The sequence below is a fragment of the Streptomyces sp. L500 genome (assembly GCF_054551825.1).
Genome location: NZ_JBTOLC010000011.1, coordinates 47,067 through 65,907 on the forward strand (window position 1 = coordinate 47,067; position 18,841 = coordinate 65,907).

Consider the following 18,841-nt stretch of genomic DNA (forward strand, 5'->3'; position numbering starts at 1 on the left):
GGGGCCCATCAGGGCCTTACCCGGGGTCGCACCGGCTCCCGGGAGCCGGTGCGCCGAGAAAGGCCGGAAGGGTTCACCCCAGGGGTTTGCGATCCGACAGACCGAGACATGATCGCAAGGCGTCGCCCGGCGGCCGTTCCCGGCCCTCCCGGCGATCACTTGTGGCTGTCCGACCGCGGCCGAACGGACCGCCGGCACACCGCCGCAGTCCTGCGAAGTCCGCGCAGAGGAGATGTTGACGCGTGTCCGCACAGCACCGCTCCGCCGCACTCCGGCCCCTCACCGGCGGCCGGCGCACCGCCTCCCCCGTACCCGATGAGCTCGGCGACTTCGACGAACTCGACACCCTCACCGAAGCGTTCGCCCGGCAGGTCCGCAGGACGCCCGCCGCGACGGCGGTGGTGTCCGGGGAGACGTCCCTGACCTACCGGGAGCTGGACGCGCGGGCGGACCGGCTGGCCGGACGGCTGGCCGGGCAGGGGGTGGCGCCGCAGGACACCGTCGCCGTCCTGATGGACCGCTCCCCCGGCCTGGTCGTCGCGCTCCTCGCGATCGTGAAGGCCGGTGGCTGCTATGTGCCGCTGGACCCCCGGCATCCGGCCTCCCGGCTGGAGTGGATCCTCTCCCGCACCGGCGCCCGCGCCCTGCTCACCGACGCCGGGACGGCCCCGCCCGCCGGGCTCGGCGACGGCGTGCTCGTCCTGCGGGCCGACGACGCCGAGGAGCCGGCGGCCGGTCACGCCGCCCCCGAAGCCGTCGCCGCCCCCGAAGCCGTCGCCGATCCCGAAGCCGTCGCCGATCCCGCCCAGCTCGCGTACGTGATGTTCACCTCCGGCTCCACCGGCACCCCCAAGGGCGTCGCCGTCACCCACGGGAACATCACCGGCCTCGTCCGGGACCCGGCGTGGCACGGCGGCGCCCACGAGCGCGTCCTGCTCCACTCGCCGCACGCCTTCGACGCCTCCACCTACGAGCTGTGGGTGCCCCTGCTCACCGGCGGCACCGTCGTCGTCGCGCCTCCGGGCGAGCTGGACGCGCGCGGCGTCGCCGCCGTCACGGCCGCCGCCGGGGTCACCGGACTGTGGGTGACCGCCGGGCTGTTCGCGGTGCTGGCCGAGGAGGACCCCGCGTGCTTCCGGGGCGTGCGCGAGGTGTGGACCGGCGGCGACGCCGTCCCCGCCGCCGCCGTCCGCCGGGTGCTGGCGGCCTGTCCCGGCACGGCCGTCGTCAACGGCTATGGGCCCACCGAGACCACCACGTTCGCCACCTGCCACCGGGTCACCGAACCGGGCGGCCTGGACACGGTCGTGCCCATCGGCTCCGCCATGGACGGCATGCGGGCCGAGATCCTCGACGCCGCCTTGCGGCCCGTGCCGCCGGGCGAGGTCGGGGAGCTCTACCTCGGCGGCACGGGCCTGGCCCGGGGCTACTGGACGCGCCCGGGCCTGACGGCCGAACGGTTCGTCGCCGACCCCCTCGGCCGGCCCGGCGAGCGGCTGTTCCGCACCGGCGACCTCGTCCGCCGCGGCCCGGACGGGCTGCTGGAGTTCGTCGGCCGCGGCGACGACCAGGTGAAGATCCGCGGCTTCCGCGTCGAGCCCGGCGAGACCGAGGCCGTCCTCGCCGGACACCCCGGCGTCGCCCGGGCGGCCGTCGTCGTCCGCGAGGACCGCCCCGGCGACAGGCGGCTCGTCGGCTACGTCGTCCCCGCCGGTCTCCAGGCCGGCACCGACGAGGCCGAAGGCGAGGCGCCGCGGCAGCTCGGCGAATGGCGGGAGATCTACGACACCCTCTACAGCGACGTCGCCGACGCCCGCTTCGGCGAGGACTTCTCCGGCTGGAACAGCAGCTACGACGGATTACCCCTCCCCCTGGACCAGATGCGTCACTGGCGCGACGCCACCGTCGAGCGGATCCGCGAACTGCGGCCCCGCAGGGTGCTGGAGATCGGCGTCGGCACCGGCCTGTTGATGTCCCGGCTGGCCCCCGACTGCGAGGTCTACTGGGGCACGGACTTCTCCGGCCGGGTCATCGAGGGACTGCGGACGCTCGTGGGGCGGGACCCCGCCCTCGCCGACCTCGTGGAGCTGCGCGCCCTGCCCGCCGACCGGATCGACGAGCTGCCCGCCGGGTTCTTCGACACCGTCGTCGTCAACTCCGTCACCCAGTACTTCCCCGACGGCCGCTACCTGACCGACGTCCTCACCAAGGCCCTCGGCCTGCTCACGCCCGGCGGCGCCGTCTTCGCCGGCGACATCCGCGACCTGCGGCGGCTGCGCCGCTTCCACACCGACGTCCGGCTGCGCCGCCCGGAGCCACCCGCGGACCCCGCCGCGCTCCGCGCCGCCGTCGAGCACAGCGTGGTGCGCGAGAAGGAACTCCTCGTCGACCCGGCCTACTTCACCGAACTCGCGGCCGCCGTCCCCGGCGCCGACGGCGCCGAAGTGCGCGTCAAACGCGGCCGGTACGCCAACGAGCTCACCCGCTACCGCTACGACGCCGTCCTGCGCAAGGCCGGTACCGGGGGCCCCTCGGAGCGCCCGCCGGTCTCCCCGGCGCTCCGGTGGGGCCGGGACGTGACCTCCACGGCCGCGCTGGCCCCGCTCCTGGGCAGCACCCACCCCGGCGGGCTGCGGGTCACGGGCGTCCCCGACGGGCGGCTCGCGCCCGTCGCGGCGGCGGACCGGGCGCTGGAGGAACGCGGCGAGGTCACCGCCCTCGGCAGCGGCCGCGACGAGACGGGCGGCGAACTGCTGGAAGAATTCCACGACCTGGCGGAACGATTCGGCCTCCGGGTGATCGCCACCACCTCCCCCGCCGCCGACGCCGCCCTCGACATCGAGCTGACCGGCCGCGCCCCCGGCGCCCCGGGCGGCGGCGAACCCACCGGCGCCCCGCTCGCCTCGCTCGTCAACGCCCCCGCGACCGCCCGCGACACCGGCGCCCTGCTCGCCTCCGTCCGCGCCTATCTGCGCGAGCGGCTCCCCGAGTACCTGCTGCCCGCCGCGACCGTGGTCCTCGACGCCCTGCCGCTCACCCCCAACGGCAAGGTCGACCGGCGCCGCCTGCCCGAGCCCGACACCGGCTCGGCCGCGAACGGCCGACCCCCGCGCGACCCCTTGGAAGAGCTGCTGTGCGGGCTGTTCTCCGACATCCTCGGCGTCTCCCGGGTCACCGCCGACGACAGCTTCTTCGCCCTCGGCGGCCACTCCCTGTCCGCCACCCGGCTCACCGCCCGGCTGCGGTCCACGCTGGGCCTGGAACTCCCGGTGCGCGCCGTCTTCGAGACGCCGACGGTCGCCGGGCTCGCCGACGCCCTCCGGAAGGCGGCGGAGGGCGAACGGCCGCCGCTGCTCCCGGCGGAGCGCCCCGTGCGCGTACCGCTGTCCTTCGCCCAGCGGCGGCTGTGGTTCCTCGAACGCCTCCAGCAAGAAGGGGACACCGCCCGCGCCGCCTACAACGTGCCGCTGGTGCTGGCCCTGGACGGCGAGCCGGACCGGGCGGCGCTTCAGGCGGCGCTCGGCGACCTCGTCGAGCGGCACGAGAGCCTGCGCACCGTCCTGCCCGAGGAGGGCGGGGTGCCGTACCAGCTCGTCCTGGACCCGGCCGCCGCCCGGCCGCCGCTGACCGTCGCCGAGGTCGCCCCGGAGGTCCTGGAGGCCGCCGTCGACGCGGCCGTCCGCCGGCCCTTCGACCTCGCCGCCGAAATCCCCGTCCGCGCCGCACTGCTGACCACCGGGCCCGGCCGGCACGTCCTGGTGCTGGTGGTCCATCACATCGCCTGCGACGGCTGGTCGCTGGCCCCCCTCTGGCGCGACCTGTCCGCCGCGTACACCGCGCGCCGGGCGGGCCGCGCGCCCGGCCGGTCGCCGCTGCCGGTCCAGTACGCCGACTACACGCTGTGGCAGCGCGAGCTGCTGGGCGACGGGAACGACCCGGGCAGCGCGGCCGCGCGCCAGCTCGCCCACTGGAAGGGCGCCCTCGACGGGCTGCCCGAACGCACCGGACTTCCCCTGGACCGGCCGCGCCCGCAGGCGGCCGGCCATCGGGGCGACACCCTGCGCTTCACCCTGGACGCGGACCTCCACCGGCGGATCACCGAGCTGGCCCGCTCCTGCGGCGCGAGCCCCTTCATGGTCGTGCACGCGGCGCTGGCCGCCCTGCTGACCAAGCTGGGCGCGGGCACCGACATCGCGATCGGCAGCCCCGTCGCGGGCCGTACCGACCCGGCCCTCGACGGGCTCGTCGGGTTCTTCGTCAACACCCTGGTGCTGCGCGCCGACACCTCCGGCGACCCCTCCTTCCGGGACCTGCTGGCCCGGGTCCGGGAGACCGACCTGGCCGCCTACGCCCACCAGGACCTGCCCTTCGAGCGGCTGGTCGACGCCCTGGCACCCGCGCGCGGCCTCGCCCACCACCCGCTGTTCCAGGTGATGCTGGCCCTGCAGAACGCCCCGCAGGGCGCACCCGAGCTGCCGGGCCTCGGGGTCACCGAACTGCCGTGGGCGACCGGGGCCTGCCGCTTCGACCTGTCCGTCTCCCTCACCGAGCGGCACGGCCCGGACCGGCGGCCGCTGGGCGTCGACGGGGTGGCCGAGTACAGCACCGACCTGTTCGACCGGGAGGGCGTCGAGCGGATCGTCCGGCGCTTCGTCCGCCTCCTGGAAGCCGTCACCGCCGAACCCGGCCGCCGCCTGGGCGCCCTCGACGTCCTGCTGCCCGGGGAACGCGCCGAGCTGCTGGCCCGCGCCGGGGACCCCGGCGAGGACGTGCCGCCCGGCACGCTGCCGGAGCTGTTCGAGGAGCAGGCCCGGCGGACGCCCGAGGCCACCGCCGTGCTCTTCGACGACGGCGAGGGCACCGTACGGACGCTGACGTACCGCGAGCTCAACGCCCGTGCCAACCGGCTGGCCCGCCAGCTGCTCGAACGCGGCGCCGGGCCCGAGGACACCGTGGCCATCGCGCTGCCGCGCGAGCCCGACGCGGTCGTGGCCACCCTGGCCGTGCTCAAGGCGGGCGCCGCCTATCTGCCGCTGGACCCCGGCTACCCGGAGGCCCGGCTGCGCCTGATGCTCGACGACGCCGCGCCCCGCCTGCTGCTGACGGACCTCGCGACGTCCCTGGCCCTGCCGGGCGCCCCGGACCTGCCCCGGATCGTCCTCGACCACCAGGAGACCCGGCGCGCGGTCGGCGCCCACTGGGACGGCGACGTCACCGACGCCGAGCGGCCGCGCCCCCTGGACAGCGCGAGCCCCGCCTACGTCATCCACACATCCGGCTCGACCGGCCGCCCCAAAGGCGTGGTCGTCACCCACTCGGGTTTCACCGGCGTCGTGCGGGCGCAGATCCGGCGGTTCGGGGTGACCGCCGACAGCCGGGTGCTGCAGTTCGCCTCGCACAGCTTCGACGGCGTCGTGTGGGAGTTGTGCGGCGCGCTGCTGACGGGGGCGACGCTGGTGATGGCCCCGGCCGGGGTCACCGCCCCCGGCCCCGGCCTGACCGCGCTGGTCCGACGGCACCGCGTCACCCACGCGACGCTGCCGCCCGCCGCCCTCTCGGTGCTCGATCCCGCGGACGCGCCCTCGCTCACCTCGATGATCGTCTCGGGTGAGGCGGCAAGTGGGGAGACGGTCCGCCGCTGGTCCGCCGGGCGCCGGTTCCTCAACGGCTACGGGCCCACCGAGACCACCGTGTGCGCCACCCTGAGCGCCCCGCTGTCCGGCGGGGGCACGCCGCCCATCGGCCGGCCCACCGTGGGCGCCCGCGCCTACGTCCTCGGCCGCGACCTGCGCCTGGTGCCGCCGGGGATCCCCGGCGAGCTCCACATCGCCGGGGCGGGGCTGGCGCGGGGCTATCTGGGCCGGCCGGGGCTGACGGCCGAGCGGTTCGTGGCCGACCCGTTCGGGGAGCCGGGCGGGCGGATGTACCGCACGGGCGACCTGGCCCGCTGGAACCGGGACGGGCAGCTGGAGTTCATCGGCCGCGCCGACGGCCAGATCAAGCTGCGCGGCTTCCGGGTCGAGCCCGGCGAGGTCGAGGCCGCGCTCGGCACCCACCCGCGGGTGGCCCAGGCGGTCGTCGTCGCCCGCCGGGACGACCGGGCCGGGACGTACCTCACCGCCTACGTCGTGCCCGCCGGGGACGCCCCGGCCCCGGACGGGGCCGCGCTGCGCGCCCACGCGGCCGCGCTGCTGCCCGGCCACATGGTGCCCTCGGCCGTCCTGGTGCTGGACGCGCTGCCGGTCACGGCCACGGGCAAGGTCGACCGGGCGGCGCTCCCGGCACCGGACTTCGGGGCGCTCTCGGCGGGCCGCGAGCCGCGCGGCCCCCGCGAGCGGATCGTGTGCGAGCTGTTCGCCGAGGTCCTGGGCGTCCCCCGGGTCACCCTCGACGACAACTTCTTCGTCCTGGGCGGGCATTCGCTGCTCGCCACCCGGGTGATCAGCGGACTCCGCCGGCGGCTGGGCGTCGACCTGCCCGTCCGCGCGCTCTTCGAGCACCAGACGGTCGCGGCCCTGCTGGCGGCCGTCGACGGCACGGCCGCACCGGACCCGGCCGCGTCGCCGGAGCCGGACCTGGCCGCCGAGGCCGTCCTGGACGCGGAGTTCACCGTCGGCCGGCGGGCGGAGCGGGCTCCCGGGCCCGAGCGGGTGCTGCTCACCGGCGCGACCGGGTTCGTCGGCTCGTTCCTGCTGCGCGAGCTCCTCGACCGCACGGACGCCGAAGTCCACTGCCTGGTCCGGGCGGCGGACGCCGGGCGGGCCGAGCGGCGGATCCGGGCGGGCCTGGCCCGGTACGGGCTGGGGGACGAGGGCGTCGCCGCCCGGGTCGTGCCCGTCCCCGGCGACCTGGAGCAGCCGCTGCTCGGCCTGGACCCCGCCGCCTTCGCCGGGCTCGCCGGGCGGCTGGACGCGATCTACCACAACGGCGCCCGCGTCAGCGCCGTCGACCCCTACGACCGGCTGCGGGCGGCGAACGTGGGCGGGACGCGCGAGGTGCTGCGACTCGCTGCCGGAAGCGGCGTTCCGGTCCACTACATCTCCACCGCATCGGTCGCCGTGGGCACGGGAACGCTGCCGGACGTCATTCCGGAGAGCCATCGCGTCCCGGCACCGGACGTCGCCTCCGACGGATACACGGCGAGCAAGTGGGTGGCCGAAGAGCTCGTCCGGGCGGCCGCCGGGCGCGGCCTGCCGGTGACCGTCCACCGCCTGGGCCGGATCGGCGGCCACTCCACCGGCGGTGCCGGGCCGGAGGACGACGTCCTGTGGCAGCTCGTCCGGGCCATGCTCGTCCTCGGCGCCGCGCCCCGGCTCACCGGGCCGGACGGGCCGGCGGCCGTGGTCGACCTCGTGCCCGCCGACCACGCGGCGGCCGCCGTGGTCCGCCTCGCGCGCCGGGCGGAGAGCCGCGGCCTCACCCATCACCTGGTCTGCCCCCGGCCGCTGCCCCTGGACACCCTGCTGGACGACCTCCGGGCCCACGGCCACCCGCTGGCGGTCGTCGAGCGGGACGAGTGGGTGCGGGCGCTGCGCGAACGGGCCGAGGCGGACCCCGCCGCCGGGCTGGACGCGGCGGTGCTCCTGAGCGACGTCCTGCCCGCCCTCGTCCGGCTGGGCCGCGTCCGACTGGACGACGCCAACGCCCGCGCGGGACTGCCGGGCCCCGCCTTCCCCGCCCCCGACCGCCGTCTGATCCACGCCTACGCCCGTCACTTCGTCTCCACCGGGTTCTTCCCGCGCCCCGACGGGCCGCCCGCCGAACCCCGCACTCCCTGATCGCACGCAACGACAGAGAGGTACGAGCATCGTGAACAACCCCTGGGACGACAGCGAGGGGACCTTCCTGGTCCTCGTCAACGACGAGGGCCAGCACTCCCTGTGGCCGTCCTTCAGCGATGTCCCCGCCGGATGGGCGACGGCCCGCGGCCCGGGCACGCGCGCGGAGGCCCTCGCGTACGTCGAGGAGAACTGGACCGACATGCGGCCCAAGAGCCTCGTGGCGCGGTACGAGCGGGTGGCGGAGGTGCGGAGCGCGTGAGCGAGACCCGGAACACCGCGCAGACCCCGCCCGCCTACCCGTTCAACGAGGCCGTCGGGATCGAGGTCGACCCGATCTACGCGAAGCTGCGCAGGGACGAGCCCGTCGTCCGCGTCGGCTGCCCCTTCGGCGAGGACTCCTGGCTCGTCACCAACCACGCCGACATGAAGACGATCCTCGGCGACCCCCGCTTCAGCCGGGCGCTGGCCGCGCTGCACGACGAGTCACGGCTGACGCCGCTGCCCATCCACACCAGCATCCTGGGCATGGACTCCCCCGACCACACCCGGCTGCGCCGGCTGCTGTCGCGGGTGTTCACCATGCGCCGGGTCGAGCTGATGCGCCCCGGCATCGAGCGGGTCGCGAACGAGCTCCTCGACGGGCTGGTGGCGCGCGGCGCCCCCGGCGACCTGATGGAGGAGTTCGCCGTGCCGATGGCGGGCGCCGTCATCTGCGATCTGCTCGGCGTGCCCTTCGAGGACCGCGACGACTTCCGGCAGTGGCTGGACGCCTTCTCCGCCACGACCGTGATGACGGCCGAGGAGACCCAGGACGGCACCGACGCCCTCCACGCCTATATCGCCAAGCTGACGCGCGAGCGGCGCGCCGAGCCGCGCGAGGACCTGATCAGCGGCATGGTCAAGGCCAGCGACGAGGAGGAGCGGCTCTCCGAGAAGGAGATGGTCGAGCTGATCAGCGTGCTGCTGATCGCGGGCCACGAGACGGTCTCGTCCCAGCTCATCGACTCCCTCTACGTCCTGCTCACCCACCCCGACCAGCTGGCGGCCCTCGTCCGGCGGCCCGGGCTCGTCCCCCAGGCCGTCGAGGAACTGCTGCGCTACGTCCCGCTGATCTCGCACGTCACCTTCGCCCGCTACGCCACGGAGGACGTGGAGCTCAGCGGCACGCTGGTCCGCGCGGGCGAGTCGGTCCTGCCGGCGATCCCCTCGGCCAACCGCGACGAGACGGTCTTCGAGAACGCCGACCGCTTCGACATCGGCCGGGAGCACAACCCCCATCTGGCCTTCGGCTACGGCATCCACCGCTGTCTGGGCGCGCCGCTGGCGCGGCTCCAGCTCCAGGTGGCGCTGCGGGTGCTGCTGGAGCGCTTCCCGGGGATGCGCTGCGCGGTCCCGTTCGAGGAGCTGGAGTGGAAGGACGGCATGCAGGTGCGGAGCCTGCTGAGGCTGCCCGTCGTGTGGTAGCCGGATGAACGGACGGGAGGTCCCGGACCCGCGCGAGCGGGTCCGGGACCTCCTTCACGCTGTCAGGCCAGGCGCCAGTCGGGCGAGCCCGGGCTGCTCTTCGCGGTCTCGGCCGGGTCCGTGGTGGCCACCGGGGCGAGCGCGGCGTCGATCCGGGCGACGGTCTCCTCGTCCAGGGTGACGTCGGCGGCCTTCGCGTTGTCGGTGATCTGCCCGGGCCGGGAGGCGCCGATGACGGCCGTGACGACTCCGGGGCGGGCCAGCACCCAGGCGAGGGCGAGCTGGGCGAGGGTCAGCCCGAGCCCGTCGGCGACGGGCCGCAGCCCGGCGACCCTGCGCAGGACGTCGTCCTTGAGCCAGCCGCCCAGCAGCTCGGAGCCGTCGTTCTCGCTGGTGGCACGGGAGCCGTCCGGCCACCGGCCGCCGGGCTCGTACTTGCCGGTGAGCACGCCCTGGGCCAGCGGCGACCAGACGATCTGGCCGATGCCCAGCTCCTGGCAGGCGGGGATCACCTCGGCCTCGGGGACCCGCCACAGGGCGGAGTACTGCGGCTGGCTGGAGATCAGGGGGATCCGCAGCTCCCGGGCGAGCGCGGCGCCCCGGCGGATCTGGTCGGCGGTCCACTCGGAGACGCCGATGTAGTGGGCCTTGCCCGCGTGGACCACATCGGCGAACGCCTCCATGGTCTCCTCCAGCGGTGTGGAGGGGTCGAACCGGTGGGCCTGGTAGAGGTCCACGTGGTCGGTGCCGAGGCGGCGCAGGGAGTTGTCGATCGACTCGCGGATGTGTTTGCGGGAGAGCCCGAGGTCGTTGCGGCCCGGCCCCGTGGGGGCGAAGACCTTGGTGCATATCTCCAGCCCCTCGCGACGCACCCCTTTCAGGGCGCGGCCGAGGGATTCCTCGGCGCGGGTGTCCGCGTAGACGTCCGCGGTGTCGAAGGTCGTGATGCCGGCGTCGAGGGCGGCGCGTACGCAGGCGCGCTCAGTCTCCTCGCCGCGCGACGCGTCGTGGGTGAGCCAGTTTCCGTAGGCGATCCGGCTGACGATCAGTCCGCTGCGTCCCAGGTGACGGAAGTCCATGGCGGCACGCTACCAACGGGCCCGCGCGCGGCGGGGGTTAACAAGGATCATGGCGGACCCCCCGTGGGAAGTCCGCCATGACGTGGTGTTCTTCGGCCGTTTTCCGGTTCGGGCCGCCGCCTCAGCGGCGGTGCCACCCGTCGGAGGAGGGGTCGCCGCCCGCCCCGTGCCGTCCGCCCTCGGACGGGCCGCCGGTCCATTCGCCCGGGTGGCCGCCGTAGCCGTCGTGACCGCCATAGCCGGCGCCATGCCCGGCGTGGCCGTCGTACTGGCCGCCGTAGCCGCCGCCCTGGCCGGCGTGGCCACCGCCGTCGTACTGGCCGCCCTGCCCGGCGTGGCCGTTGTGCTGCCCGTACTGCCCGTACGCCCCGTATTGGTTGTTCTGGCCCTGCTGGCCGTGCTGGCCGTGCTGGCCGTACGCCCCGTACTGGCCGTTCTGCTCGGGCTGCTGCCCGTACGGGGCGTAGGCGCCCTGCTGCCCGTACTGCCCCTGGGCGGCCTGACCGTACTGGCCCTGGGCGGTGGGCTGCCCGTACTGGCCCTGCTGGCCGTACTGGTCCTGCCGGCCGTACGCGTCGTGCTGCCCGTACGGGTTGTGCTGGGGCTGCTGGGCGTGAGGGGCCTGCTGGGCCTGCTGCGCGTACCCGCCGTACTGGCCGTAGTGGCCCTGCTCCGGGTGGCCGTCGTGACCGTCGTGGTCGTCGTCGCCGCCATGGCCGTCGTCCTCGGCGGGCGCGAGCGCGGCCCGCTCCTCCGCCAGGCCGAAGCGCGCCAGCAGCGGCCCCACCAGCGGCAGCGTGTCGAGCCTCGGCAGCAGCCAGGCGTGCCACACGCCGGTGACGAAGAGGATGGCGGAGCCCGCGATCAGCACCGAGCCGAAGGTGTCGGTGGGGTAGTGGGCGCCGATGTACATCCGGGAGAAGGCGACGAGCAGGACCGCGAAGACTCCGCCGATCAGGACGGTACGGCGGTGCCGGGTCTCGCGGAGGAGGAAGTACGCGGCCACGACGGCGGCGACGGTGAAGGCGGTGTGGCCGCTGGGGAAGCTGTTGGAGCCGATCTCCGGGTCGAGCGAGAACTGCCGCGGCGGCCGCTCACGGGCCACGATGGCCTTCGCGATCTGGGTGCTGTTCCAGCCGACGGCGACCACGAGGAAGGTGGACACCGCGGCGGTCGGCCGGCGCCGTACGAACAACAGCCACCCGCTCCACGCCGCGAGGATCAGCACGCCGGCGACCGGCGAGGCGCAGTAGCTGACCAGCTCCATCGCGTGGTTGAGCCAGGAGGTGCGCAGATTGGTCTGGATCGTCCGGTCCAGCGACAGGTCGTGCGGCTGGATCAGCGTGGTGTGCGCGGCGACCAGCCCGAGCACGATCGCGGCCGCGAACAGCAGGATGGAGTTGCGCAACCAGTGGCGCACGTAGGGCATGGGTGGGGCGTCCTTCGTATCGGTACGGCGGTACCGGGGCGGCAGCACGGTAGGCGTACGTTCGGGTGACGGGTGACGCCGCGCAGATGTCATCGGCGCGGCTGCACAGCAAAAGCTACACGCGCGGCGTGACACCCTTCCGGCGCGGCCGTGGACGCACGGCCCTCCATGTGACGGGGGTCACCCGAAGGTCACGGCCACTCCACCAACAGTCGCTCGCCCCGTACGGTCACGGGCGTGCCGAAGGCGGCGCAGGCGCGGGAGAAGCGCTCGCGGACCCATTCCCAGTCCTCGCCGCGCGCCGGCTCGGTGCGGCAGTAGTCGAGGCGGAGGGGGACGGCCTCCAGCCGGACCGGCCGGTAGCGGCCCGGGTCCGGGTCGCCGGGCCGCGCGGTGTCGTCCAGGGTGACGAGGAAGAGCAGCCCGAGGTCGTTGCGGAGCACCGGGTCGACGGCGTAGTCGTCCACGAAGTCGCCCATGTCGTGGATCACGAACCCGGCCACGCCGTGGAAGACGTGCGCGGAGTGCCCGGCGACCAGGGTCGCCCCGGCCGCCAGCAGCTCCGCCGCGGCGACCCGTACGTGGTGGGGCGGCGTCGAGGTCATGTTGGGACCCCAGTGCGGGGTGACCAGCACGGCGTCGGCCTCGGCCGAGGCCCGCCGGACCAGCTCGGCGAGCCAGTCCGGCACTCCCCTGTGGAGATCCGCGAAGGCCACGCCGGGCCGGTCGGGGCCGGCGGCGAAGTCGTCCGGGTGGTCGGTGACGCCGATCACGGCCAGCCGTACCCCGCGCGCCTCCAGCACCGCGTACGCGCGGGCGGCGGCCGTGTCCGCCCCGGCGCCGACGACCCGGATCCCGGCCGCCGTGAGCAGCTCGCGGGTGTCGGCGAGGGCGTCGTGGCCGTAGTCGAGGGCGTGGTTGTTGGCGAGGGTCACGCAGTCGACGCCCAGCTCGGCGAGGACGGCGGCGGCCGGCGGGGGCGCCCGGAAGAAGAAGGGCTTGCCCGGGGCCGCCCAGGGCTCGCCCCGGCCGGAGACGCAGCACTCCAGGTTGAGGACGAACAGGTCCGCCCCGGCGACGACCTCCCGGATCTCCTCGCTGAGGATCGTCGCGGGCTCGGGGGCCTCCCCGAGCAGCTCGCCGACCCCGCGGCCCAGCATGGTGTCGCCCGCCATCGCCACCGTGATCGGCGCCATCCGCTCGCCTCCGTCCGGGCGGTGCCCTCGCGCACCCGTCCTCATCGCAGTAGTACCAAGCCGGGGGCCGGGGGTGCCCGTCACGCTCCGCCGAGCGGGTCGGGACCCCGGCCCGCCTTACCCGGCGTCGTGGGCCCGCTCGTCCCGGCGGCACGGCGGCCGGTCCGCCGTCGCCGTGCGGGACGCCCTGACCGGCGGGCGTGGAGCGGGTCGCGGGCCGGCGGGCTCAGCCGCTCGGCAGGACGGCGCGGAGCGCGGCGTCGAGTCGGCGGGCGATGTCCTCGTCGGGCGCGGCCCGGGCCGTGGCGGAGGTGTGGAGCGCGGCGAGTTCCGTGGTGAACGCGTGGGTGAACGCGCCGTAGAGCGGGGTGCGGGGGCGCAGGGCGGCGGCCTCCAGGGCGGGCAGGAGGGTGTCGCGGGCGTAGCGGGGGCGGCGGGCGGCGTCGCGCGGCACGTCGCCGCCGCTGCCCTCGGACGGCCCGGACGTGCCGGGCAGCGCGCGCCGGTCGTCGCAGGAGACGTTCGGGTCCGTGTAGGAGGAGGCGCGGGTGGCGGCGAAGCCGGCGTCCAGCAGGCAGCGCTCGCTGGTCCTGCCGGTGAGGAAGGCGACGAGTTCCCGGGCCTTGCGCACCCGCTCCTCGGGCATGGCCGCGCCGGCGGACACCGCGAGGTTCTGCCCGCCCAGCACGGCGGCGCCGGGCAGGGGTGCGACGCCGAGCTTGTCGTCGCCCAGGGCCGCGTGGAGCGTGCGGTACGCGTAGGGCCAGTGGCGCAGGAAGGCGGTGCGGCCCTCGGCGAAGTCCTTGAGGGTGCCGGCCTCGTCCGACGCGAAGGCGTCCTCGTAGGTGTGGGCGCTCGCGACGCGCCGCCGGAACTCGGTCACGCCCTTCTCCAGCGTCCGGGGCGAGGCGGTGTACGCGCCGTCCTCGTCGGTCAGCCGTACGCCGGCGGCCGTGAAGGCCTCGACGCCGTTGACGGTGAGGCCCTCGTAGGGGCTGAGCTGGCTCGTCCAGGCGCTGCGGTAGTTCTTCGACCTGTCGGACTTGTCGGCGCGGGCCCAGGCGTCCACCGCGTCCATCAGCGAGGCCAGGTCGTCCCAGGTCGTCCGCCCCCGCGCGAGCGCGTCGAGCTTCCCCTCGTCGACGCCCGCGCCGCCGGCCAGGTAGTCGCGGCGGTAGTAGAGGAGGCCGACGTCGCTGTTGTAGGGGGCGGCGTAGACCTTGCCCTTCCAGCGGGCGGTGGCGGACGCCTTCGCGAGGATGTCGCCGTCGTCGGCGAAGGACTCGGGCAGCTCCCGGACGAGACCGGCCGCGGCGAACTCGGGGACCCAGGTGACGTCGAGGTTGACGATGTCGTACGCGGCACTGCCCGACTGCAGTGCCGCGAGGAGCTGGCTGCGCTGCAGGTCCGCCGAGCCGGGCAGGATGACGGCGCGGGCGCGCCAGGGGGAGTCCTGCTTCTCCTGGAGGTCGTTCCACGCGTCGACCAGGCGTTTGCGGACGCCGTTCTTGCCGGTGACGTCCACGCCTGTGGCGATCACGAGCTGGGTGCCGGTGACCGGTCGCGCCGAGGCCGTCCCGGTGGGCGGGCCCGGCTCGCCGCCGCCGAAGCAGCCGGTCGCGCCCAGCAGCAGGGCGGCGCACCACACGAGGAACCGGACGGGACACCGGAGGGAAGACCGGACGATTCCCGCGCGTCTCCTGCCGCCGCTCATCTCCCCCGCCCCCCGTCGCGCTAGTCCCGGCCCTGCGCGACCTGGGCGATCTCGGTTCCGAGATCCCTGGCCAGGTCGCCCCGGGCGTCCAGGCACCTGCCGCCGCTCGCGTCCGCCACGCGCAGGTCGAACCGGTCCTTCAGACAGCCGCCGGAGTCGAACGAGACCATGACGACGGGCACCTTCCGTGCGGCGGCGGCCGCCACGAGCTCGTCCTGCCGCGCGGCGTTCATCCGGTCGTTGTCCTCGTCGTCGGTGAGGAGCACGACGAGCTGGGGGTGGCCGTCGTCCTCGGTCCCCTGCGGCATCCCCTCCAGCGCGGCCTTCAGCGCGCCGCCGATGTCGGCCTCCTTGGACAGGTCGGGCTCGGCGTCGTCCACCTTCTTCGCCGCCTCGGCGGCCTTGTCCTGCTCGTTCCGGGCGGCGGCCCTGGACCACGAGCCGTGGGTGCCGAAGGGGAGCAGGTCGCGGTAGGGGGGCTCGGATCCGGCGGAGGCGACGCTCCACACGCCGAACACGTCCTCGGCGCCGAAGCGGCCCATCGCCTGCTTGAGGATCTCGCGCGCCCCGTTGGGCCCGTCCCACCAGCGGCTCATGGACCCGGAGCTGTCCAGCAGGAAGCGGACCCGGCTCGCGGCGTTGGCCTGCCGGTGCTTCTCCATGGTGTCGGCGGCCTCGTCCGCCGTCAGGGCGCGCGGCAGCGGGCCGGGGTCGCTCAGCAGGCCGGGCGGCGGCGAGGGCAGGGGCTCCCGAGGCGAGCCGCGGAAGGCCGCGTCCCGGAAGGTCTTCCGGCCGTCCTTCGTCGCCAGCCAGTCCCGGAACCGCTGGACGGCCCGGTCCCGCTCCGCCTCGTCCAGCCGGGCGTCGTTCCAGCGGACGTGGACGAAGACCGGGTCGAGGCCGGGGACGTCGGCCGGGTACTCGGCCACGCGCGTCACCCCGGTCGTCCCCGCGCAGTCGCGGTACCGGCCGAGGGTGGGCTCCGCCGCCAGGACGGCGGTGCGCCGGTCCACCGCCCGGTCCTCGGCCGAGCCGCCCCGGGCCAGCGCGCAGACGAGGTCCTTGCCCGTCGGCATGGACCGTCCCTGCCGCCGTTGCCCCAGCTCCACGGCGCGCGGGGCGTCCACCCGGTACTGCCCCCGGGCCGCCGCGAGCGCGGCGTCGGTGTACCGCGGGTCGGCGCGCCGGACCTGGGCCCGCTCGTCCTTCGCCCGCATCGCCGTCATCAGCTCGGCGAGGGTACGGCCCGTGCGCCCGCTCCCGGCCTCGGCGAGCCGGTCGGGCACCAGCAGCACGGGCGGCGCGTAGGCCAGCGGCTCGGCGTCGTCGAAGTCCAGGGAGAGCACCGACGGCTGGTTGCCGGTCTCGTCCCGGGCCCTGCGCGCGCTCGCCGAGGACGCCGGGATCCACACGTCCGGCTGCGGCCCGACCGTGCCCACCGGGTTGAACCCGGACCGGCCGGCGTGGGCCCACTCGCCGTACTGGGTGCGGAACGCCTCCACCGTCTCGGCGGACCCGGCGCTGTAGACGGTGACGCCGGAGCGCCGGCAGCCGTCGCCGTCCTCGTTGGCGGCGGAGGCGACGAAGCCGTTCGCCGCCTCGCGGACGGCCGGTTGCAGGTCCGGGTCGGCGAGGACCCGCAGTTCGAGCGGCGGGTGCCGGGCGCAGGAGGCCGAGGGGCCGTCGCCGCGCGAGTCGCCGGAGGCGAGCCACCAGACGCCGGCGGTGAGCGCGACGACCGCCGCCAGGCTCGCGCCGATCAGCCGCACCCGGCGGCGGGCGGGCGGCTTCGGGGACGGCTGAGGTTGCTCGGGTGGTCGGGCCGGCTGTGTCGGCCGGGGCGGTGTCGCCGGGGGCGGCGGGACGCCGGGCCGGACGCCGGCGGGCGGCCGGGCCAGGACGACGTGCTCGCCCGCGTCCTTCCGGCAGACCTGCGGGCTCCACGCCCTGCCCCCGGCCGTCCGGGCCTCCTTGAGGCCCGCCACCAGCCGCTCCTGGAGGCCGCCCAGGGTCAGGGGCCCGGCCGGCTCCCCCGCGAGGTACCGGACCAGCTCCGCCGTGTACGGCGTCGGCGTCGCGGCGTCCCCCGCGTCGATGCGCTGGTTCTTCTGGACGGCCAGCAGCAGCGAGATCCGTTCCTGGTCCCGTTCGTCGAGCTCCTCCCAGGCGCCGGCCGCGTTGCCGGCGTAGCAGCAGTCGAGGACCACCACGGTGTGGCGGCGGGCGCTCGCGCCCGAGCACAGCCGGCGCAGCGTGTCGTCCCAGCGGATCCAGCCGGGAAAGCTCGGCCCGTTCTCCACCGTGGCGTCCCGCAGGCCGAGGAACAGCCGGCCGTGGCCGCCGGTGCGCGTGTCGACGATGCCGTGCCCGGCGAAGTAGACCAGGAGCAGTCCGTCGGTGGCGTCGCGGACGTGCCCCAGGCGGTGCTCGAACTGCTCGACGCCGGGCGAGTGGAGCGACTCGATCCGGTCCTCGGCGAAGACGCCGCCCGCGCTCAGCGCGGCCCGCAGCTCCGTGAGGTTGCGCTCGACCGCCGCGATGTCGCCGAGCCCCTCCGCCACTTCGAGCGGCCGGTCGCTGGCGTACTGGGACACGCCGATGAGCAGGGCTCGGTCGGCTCGCTCCCGCCGTCCGGATCCGGCCATCGCGCTAGTCCCGCTCGTCGTCCGGCCGGTCGTTCCGCTGGTCGTCCGGTTCCGCGCGGAATCCGGGCGGGCTGTCGTCGCCGAGGGCCCGCCGGCTGCGCACCCACTCCTTGATCGACGCCGTCACCAGGCGCACGATCTCGGTCGTGGTCGCGGCCCCGATCCACTCGATCACGATGTCCAGCTGAGGGCCCATCAGGGCGCCGGTCTCGGCGGGCCGGGCGCCCCGCTTGACCTGCGCCAGGTCCTTCAGTTCGGGTTCGCCCCTGAGCCACGCCTCCAGGGAGCCGACGTCCCCTTCCGCGACGTGCCCGGGCGCGGAGACCCGCACGCTGTGCCGTAATTCGCCCTCTCCCCGCGTCATAACTGGACATGGTGACACGGAGCACGGCGTTCGAGGAGAGGCCGGGGAGCGGCATTTCGCCCGCCGGGAGCGGCATTTCGTCCGCCGGAGCGCTTGCCGGAAGCGAACCGTTGTACGACGCTGTCCCGGCCACCACCGGCCGGCCCGCCCCCGGCCGGCCCGGGCGCGATCCCCCACCCCCGACGCCATGCGCACTCGGCTCACCGCAAAGGGGCTCCGAATGGGCATCTACGGCCAGGACTGGGCCTCGTACCAGTCCTCGACCCCCGACACCAGCGGCCTCTCCTTCGCCTTCGTCAAGATCACCGAAGGGCTCGGCTACCTCAACCCCAAATGGGTCTCCCAGCGCGACCACGCCAAGGCGAACGGTCTCGTCTGGGGCGCCTACCACTACCCCCACATGGCCAACGACCCCCGGGCGGAGGCCGACTACTTCCTCCGCCAGGTCGCCTGGCGCCCCGGCGACATCATCGTCCTGGACTGGGAGGGCTACGACGACGCCAACGCGGGCGTCCCGAAATCCCGCCAGCTCGTCTACCGCGACGCCTGGCTGGCCTACGTGAAGGCGGAGATGCCGGACTACCCGGTCGGCATGTACTGCAACCTCGACTACTGGCTGAACGTCGACCGGACCTCCAATTGCGGCGACTTCCTGTGGATCGCCACGTCCGGCCGGACGGCCGGCCGGCCCGGCATCCAGGACCCGTGGCTCTTCCACCAGTACAGCGAGGCCGGCGGCGTCGATCGCGACTACTGCCCCCTGGGCTCCACGGCGGAACTCCGCGACTGGAGCCTGTCGTTCCAGCGCACTCCCCCCACCCCTCCCGCCCGTTATACGGAGGAAGACATGTACTCCTACTTCGACGTCCCGGCGAACGCGGACTTCGACCTGCCGGTCGAACCCGCCGGCACCCTCGCCGCGCCGGCGGGCGGAGCCCGCAACGGCCCCATCTGGCTGGTCCTCTCCGCGCAGGGCAGGGACGCGCAGGTCACCACCGCCTTCCACGTCGAGGGCGGCGCGTGGGGCCGCCCGGCCGGGCCCGTCCCGGTCACCCTCACCGGGGACAAGCTCGTCCTCCACCTGCCGACCGACCGGCTCGTGGACAAGGTCCGGATCCGCTCGACGGCTCCGCTGACGGGCTATCTCGTGGGGCGGCAGGTCGCGTAGT

Annotated in this window: 10 protein-coding genes; 4 read left to right on the forward strand and 6 right to left on the reverse strand. The window is 75.3% G+C overall.

The window, feature by feature from the left end:
- Positions 1–242 precede the first annotated feature (242 nt).
- Genes ACX9I7_RS13365 through ACX9I7_RS13375 form a run of 3 tightly spaced genes read left to right on the forward strand, consistent with a single transcriptional unit; the run spans position 243 to position 9,245 of the window.
- Positions 243–7,778, forward strand: coding sequence for an amino acid adenylation domain-containing protein (locus tag ACX9I7_RS13365; RefSeq protein ID WP_459387454.1), 7,536 nt, complete (start codon positions 243–245; stop codon positions 7,776–7,778).
- Between the two features lie 31 nt (positions 7,779–7,809).
- Entirely contained in the window at positions 7,810–8,040 is a 231-nt protein-coding gene (locus ACX9I7_RS13370; RefSeq protein ID WP_387572777.1) for an MbtH family protein, read from the forward strand.
- Positions 8,037–9,245: a cytochrome P450 gene (locus tag ACX9I7_RS13375; RefSeq protein ID WP_459387455.1), complete on the forward strand. Its 1,209-nt coding sequence runs from the start codon at positions 8,037–8,039 to the stop codon at positions 9,243–9,245. Before ACX9I7_RS13370 ends, ACX9I7_RS13375 begins: the two co-directional genes overlap by 4 nt.
- Before the next feature lie 62 nt (positions 9,246–9,307).
- On the opposite strand, the gene ACX9I7_RS13380 is transcribed toward ACX9I7_RS13375, so the two are convergent.
- The 6 genes from ACX9I7_RS13380 to ACX9I7_RS13405 all read right to left on the reverse strand — a co-directional run bounded on the left by ACX9I7_RS13380 (position 9,308) and on the right by ACX9I7_RS13405 (position 17,672).
- Positions 9,308–10,324: an aldo/keto reductase family protein gene (locus ACX9I7_RS13380; RefSeq protein WP_459387456.1), complete on the reverse strand. Its 1,017-nt coding sequence runs from the start codon at positions 10,322–10,324 to the stop codon at positions 9,308–9,310.
- A gap of 121 nt (positions 10,325–10,445) precedes the next feature.
- Positions 10,446–11,753: a phosphatase PAP2 family protein gene (locus ACX9I7_RS13385; protein ID WP_459387457.1), complete on the reverse strand. Its 1,308-nt coding sequence runs from the start codon at positions 11,751–11,753 to the stop codon at positions 10,446–10,448.
- A gap of 191 nt (positions 11,754–11,944) precedes the next feature.
- Entirely contained in the window at positions 11,945–12,949 is a 1,005-nt protein-coding gene (locus tag ACX9I7_RS13390; RefSeq protein WP_459387458.1) for a CapA family protein, read from the reverse strand.
- 226 nt (positions 12,950–13,175) lie between these two features.
- Complete coding sequence (locus tag ACX9I7_RS13395) at positions 13,176–14,663, reverse strand: extracellular solute-binding protein (protein ID WP_459387459.1); 1,488 nt, start codon at positions 14,661–14,663, stop codon at positions 13,176–13,178.
- Between the two features lie 20 nt (positions 14,664–14,683).
- On the reverse strand, positions 14,684–17,308 hold the full coding sequence (locus tag ACX9I7_RS13400) for a substrate-binding domain-containing protein (RefSeq protein WP_459387460.1): 2,625 nt from the start codon (positions 17,306–17,308) through the stop codon (positions 14,684–14,686).
- 4 nt (positions 17,309–17,312) lie between these two features.
- Positions 17,313–17,672 (reverse strand): effector-associated constant component EACC1, encoded by a 360-nt coding sequence (locus ACX9I7_RS13405; protein WP_459387461.1) that lies wholly within the window; start codon positions 17,670–17,672, stop codon positions 17,313–17,315.
- A gap of 220 nt (positions 17,673–17,892) precedes the next feature.
- On the opposite strand from ACX9I7_RS13405, the gene ACX9I7_RS13410 reads away from it, so the two are divergent.
- Entirely contained in the window at positions 17,893–18,840 is a 948-nt protein-coding gene (locus ACX9I7_RS13410; RefSeq protein WP_387572800.1) for a glycoside hydrolase family 25 protein, read from the forward strand.
- The last annotated feature ends 1 nt before the right edge of the window (position 18,841 follow it).

Excerpts from the sequence above, each read along its gene's own strand:
- ACX9I7_RS13380 (WP_459387456.1), bottom strand. The coding sequence starts at position 10,324 with ATGGACTTCCGTCACCTGGGACGCAGCGGACTGATCGTCAGCCGGATC.
- ACX9I7_RS13385 (WP_459387457.1), bottom strand. The coding sequence starts at position 11,753 with ATGCCCTACGTGCGCCACTGGTTGCGCAACTCCATCCTGCTGTTCGCG.
- ACX9I7_RS13390 (WP_459387458.1), bottom strand. The coding sequence starts at position 12,949 with ATGGCGCCGATCACGGTGGCGATGGCGGGCGACACCATGCTGGGCCGC.
- ACX9I7_RS13395 (WP_459387459.1), bottom strand. The coding sequence starts at position 14,663 with ATGAGCGGCGGCAGGAGACGCGCGGGAATCGTCCGGTCTTCCCTCCGG.
- ACX9I7_RS13400 (WP_459387460.1), bottom strand. The coding sequence starts at position 17,308 with ATGGCCGGATCCGGACGGCGGGAGCGAGCCGACCGAGCCCTGCTCATC.
- ACX9I7_RS13405 (WP_459387461.1), bottom strand. The coding sequence starts at position 17,672 with ATGACGCGGGGAGAGGGCGAATTACGGCACAGCGTGCGGGTCTCCGCG.
- ACX9I7_RS13410 (WP_387572800.1), top strand. The coding sequence starts at position 17,893 with ATGGGCATCTACGGCCAGGACTGGGCCTCGTACCAGTCCTCGACCCCC.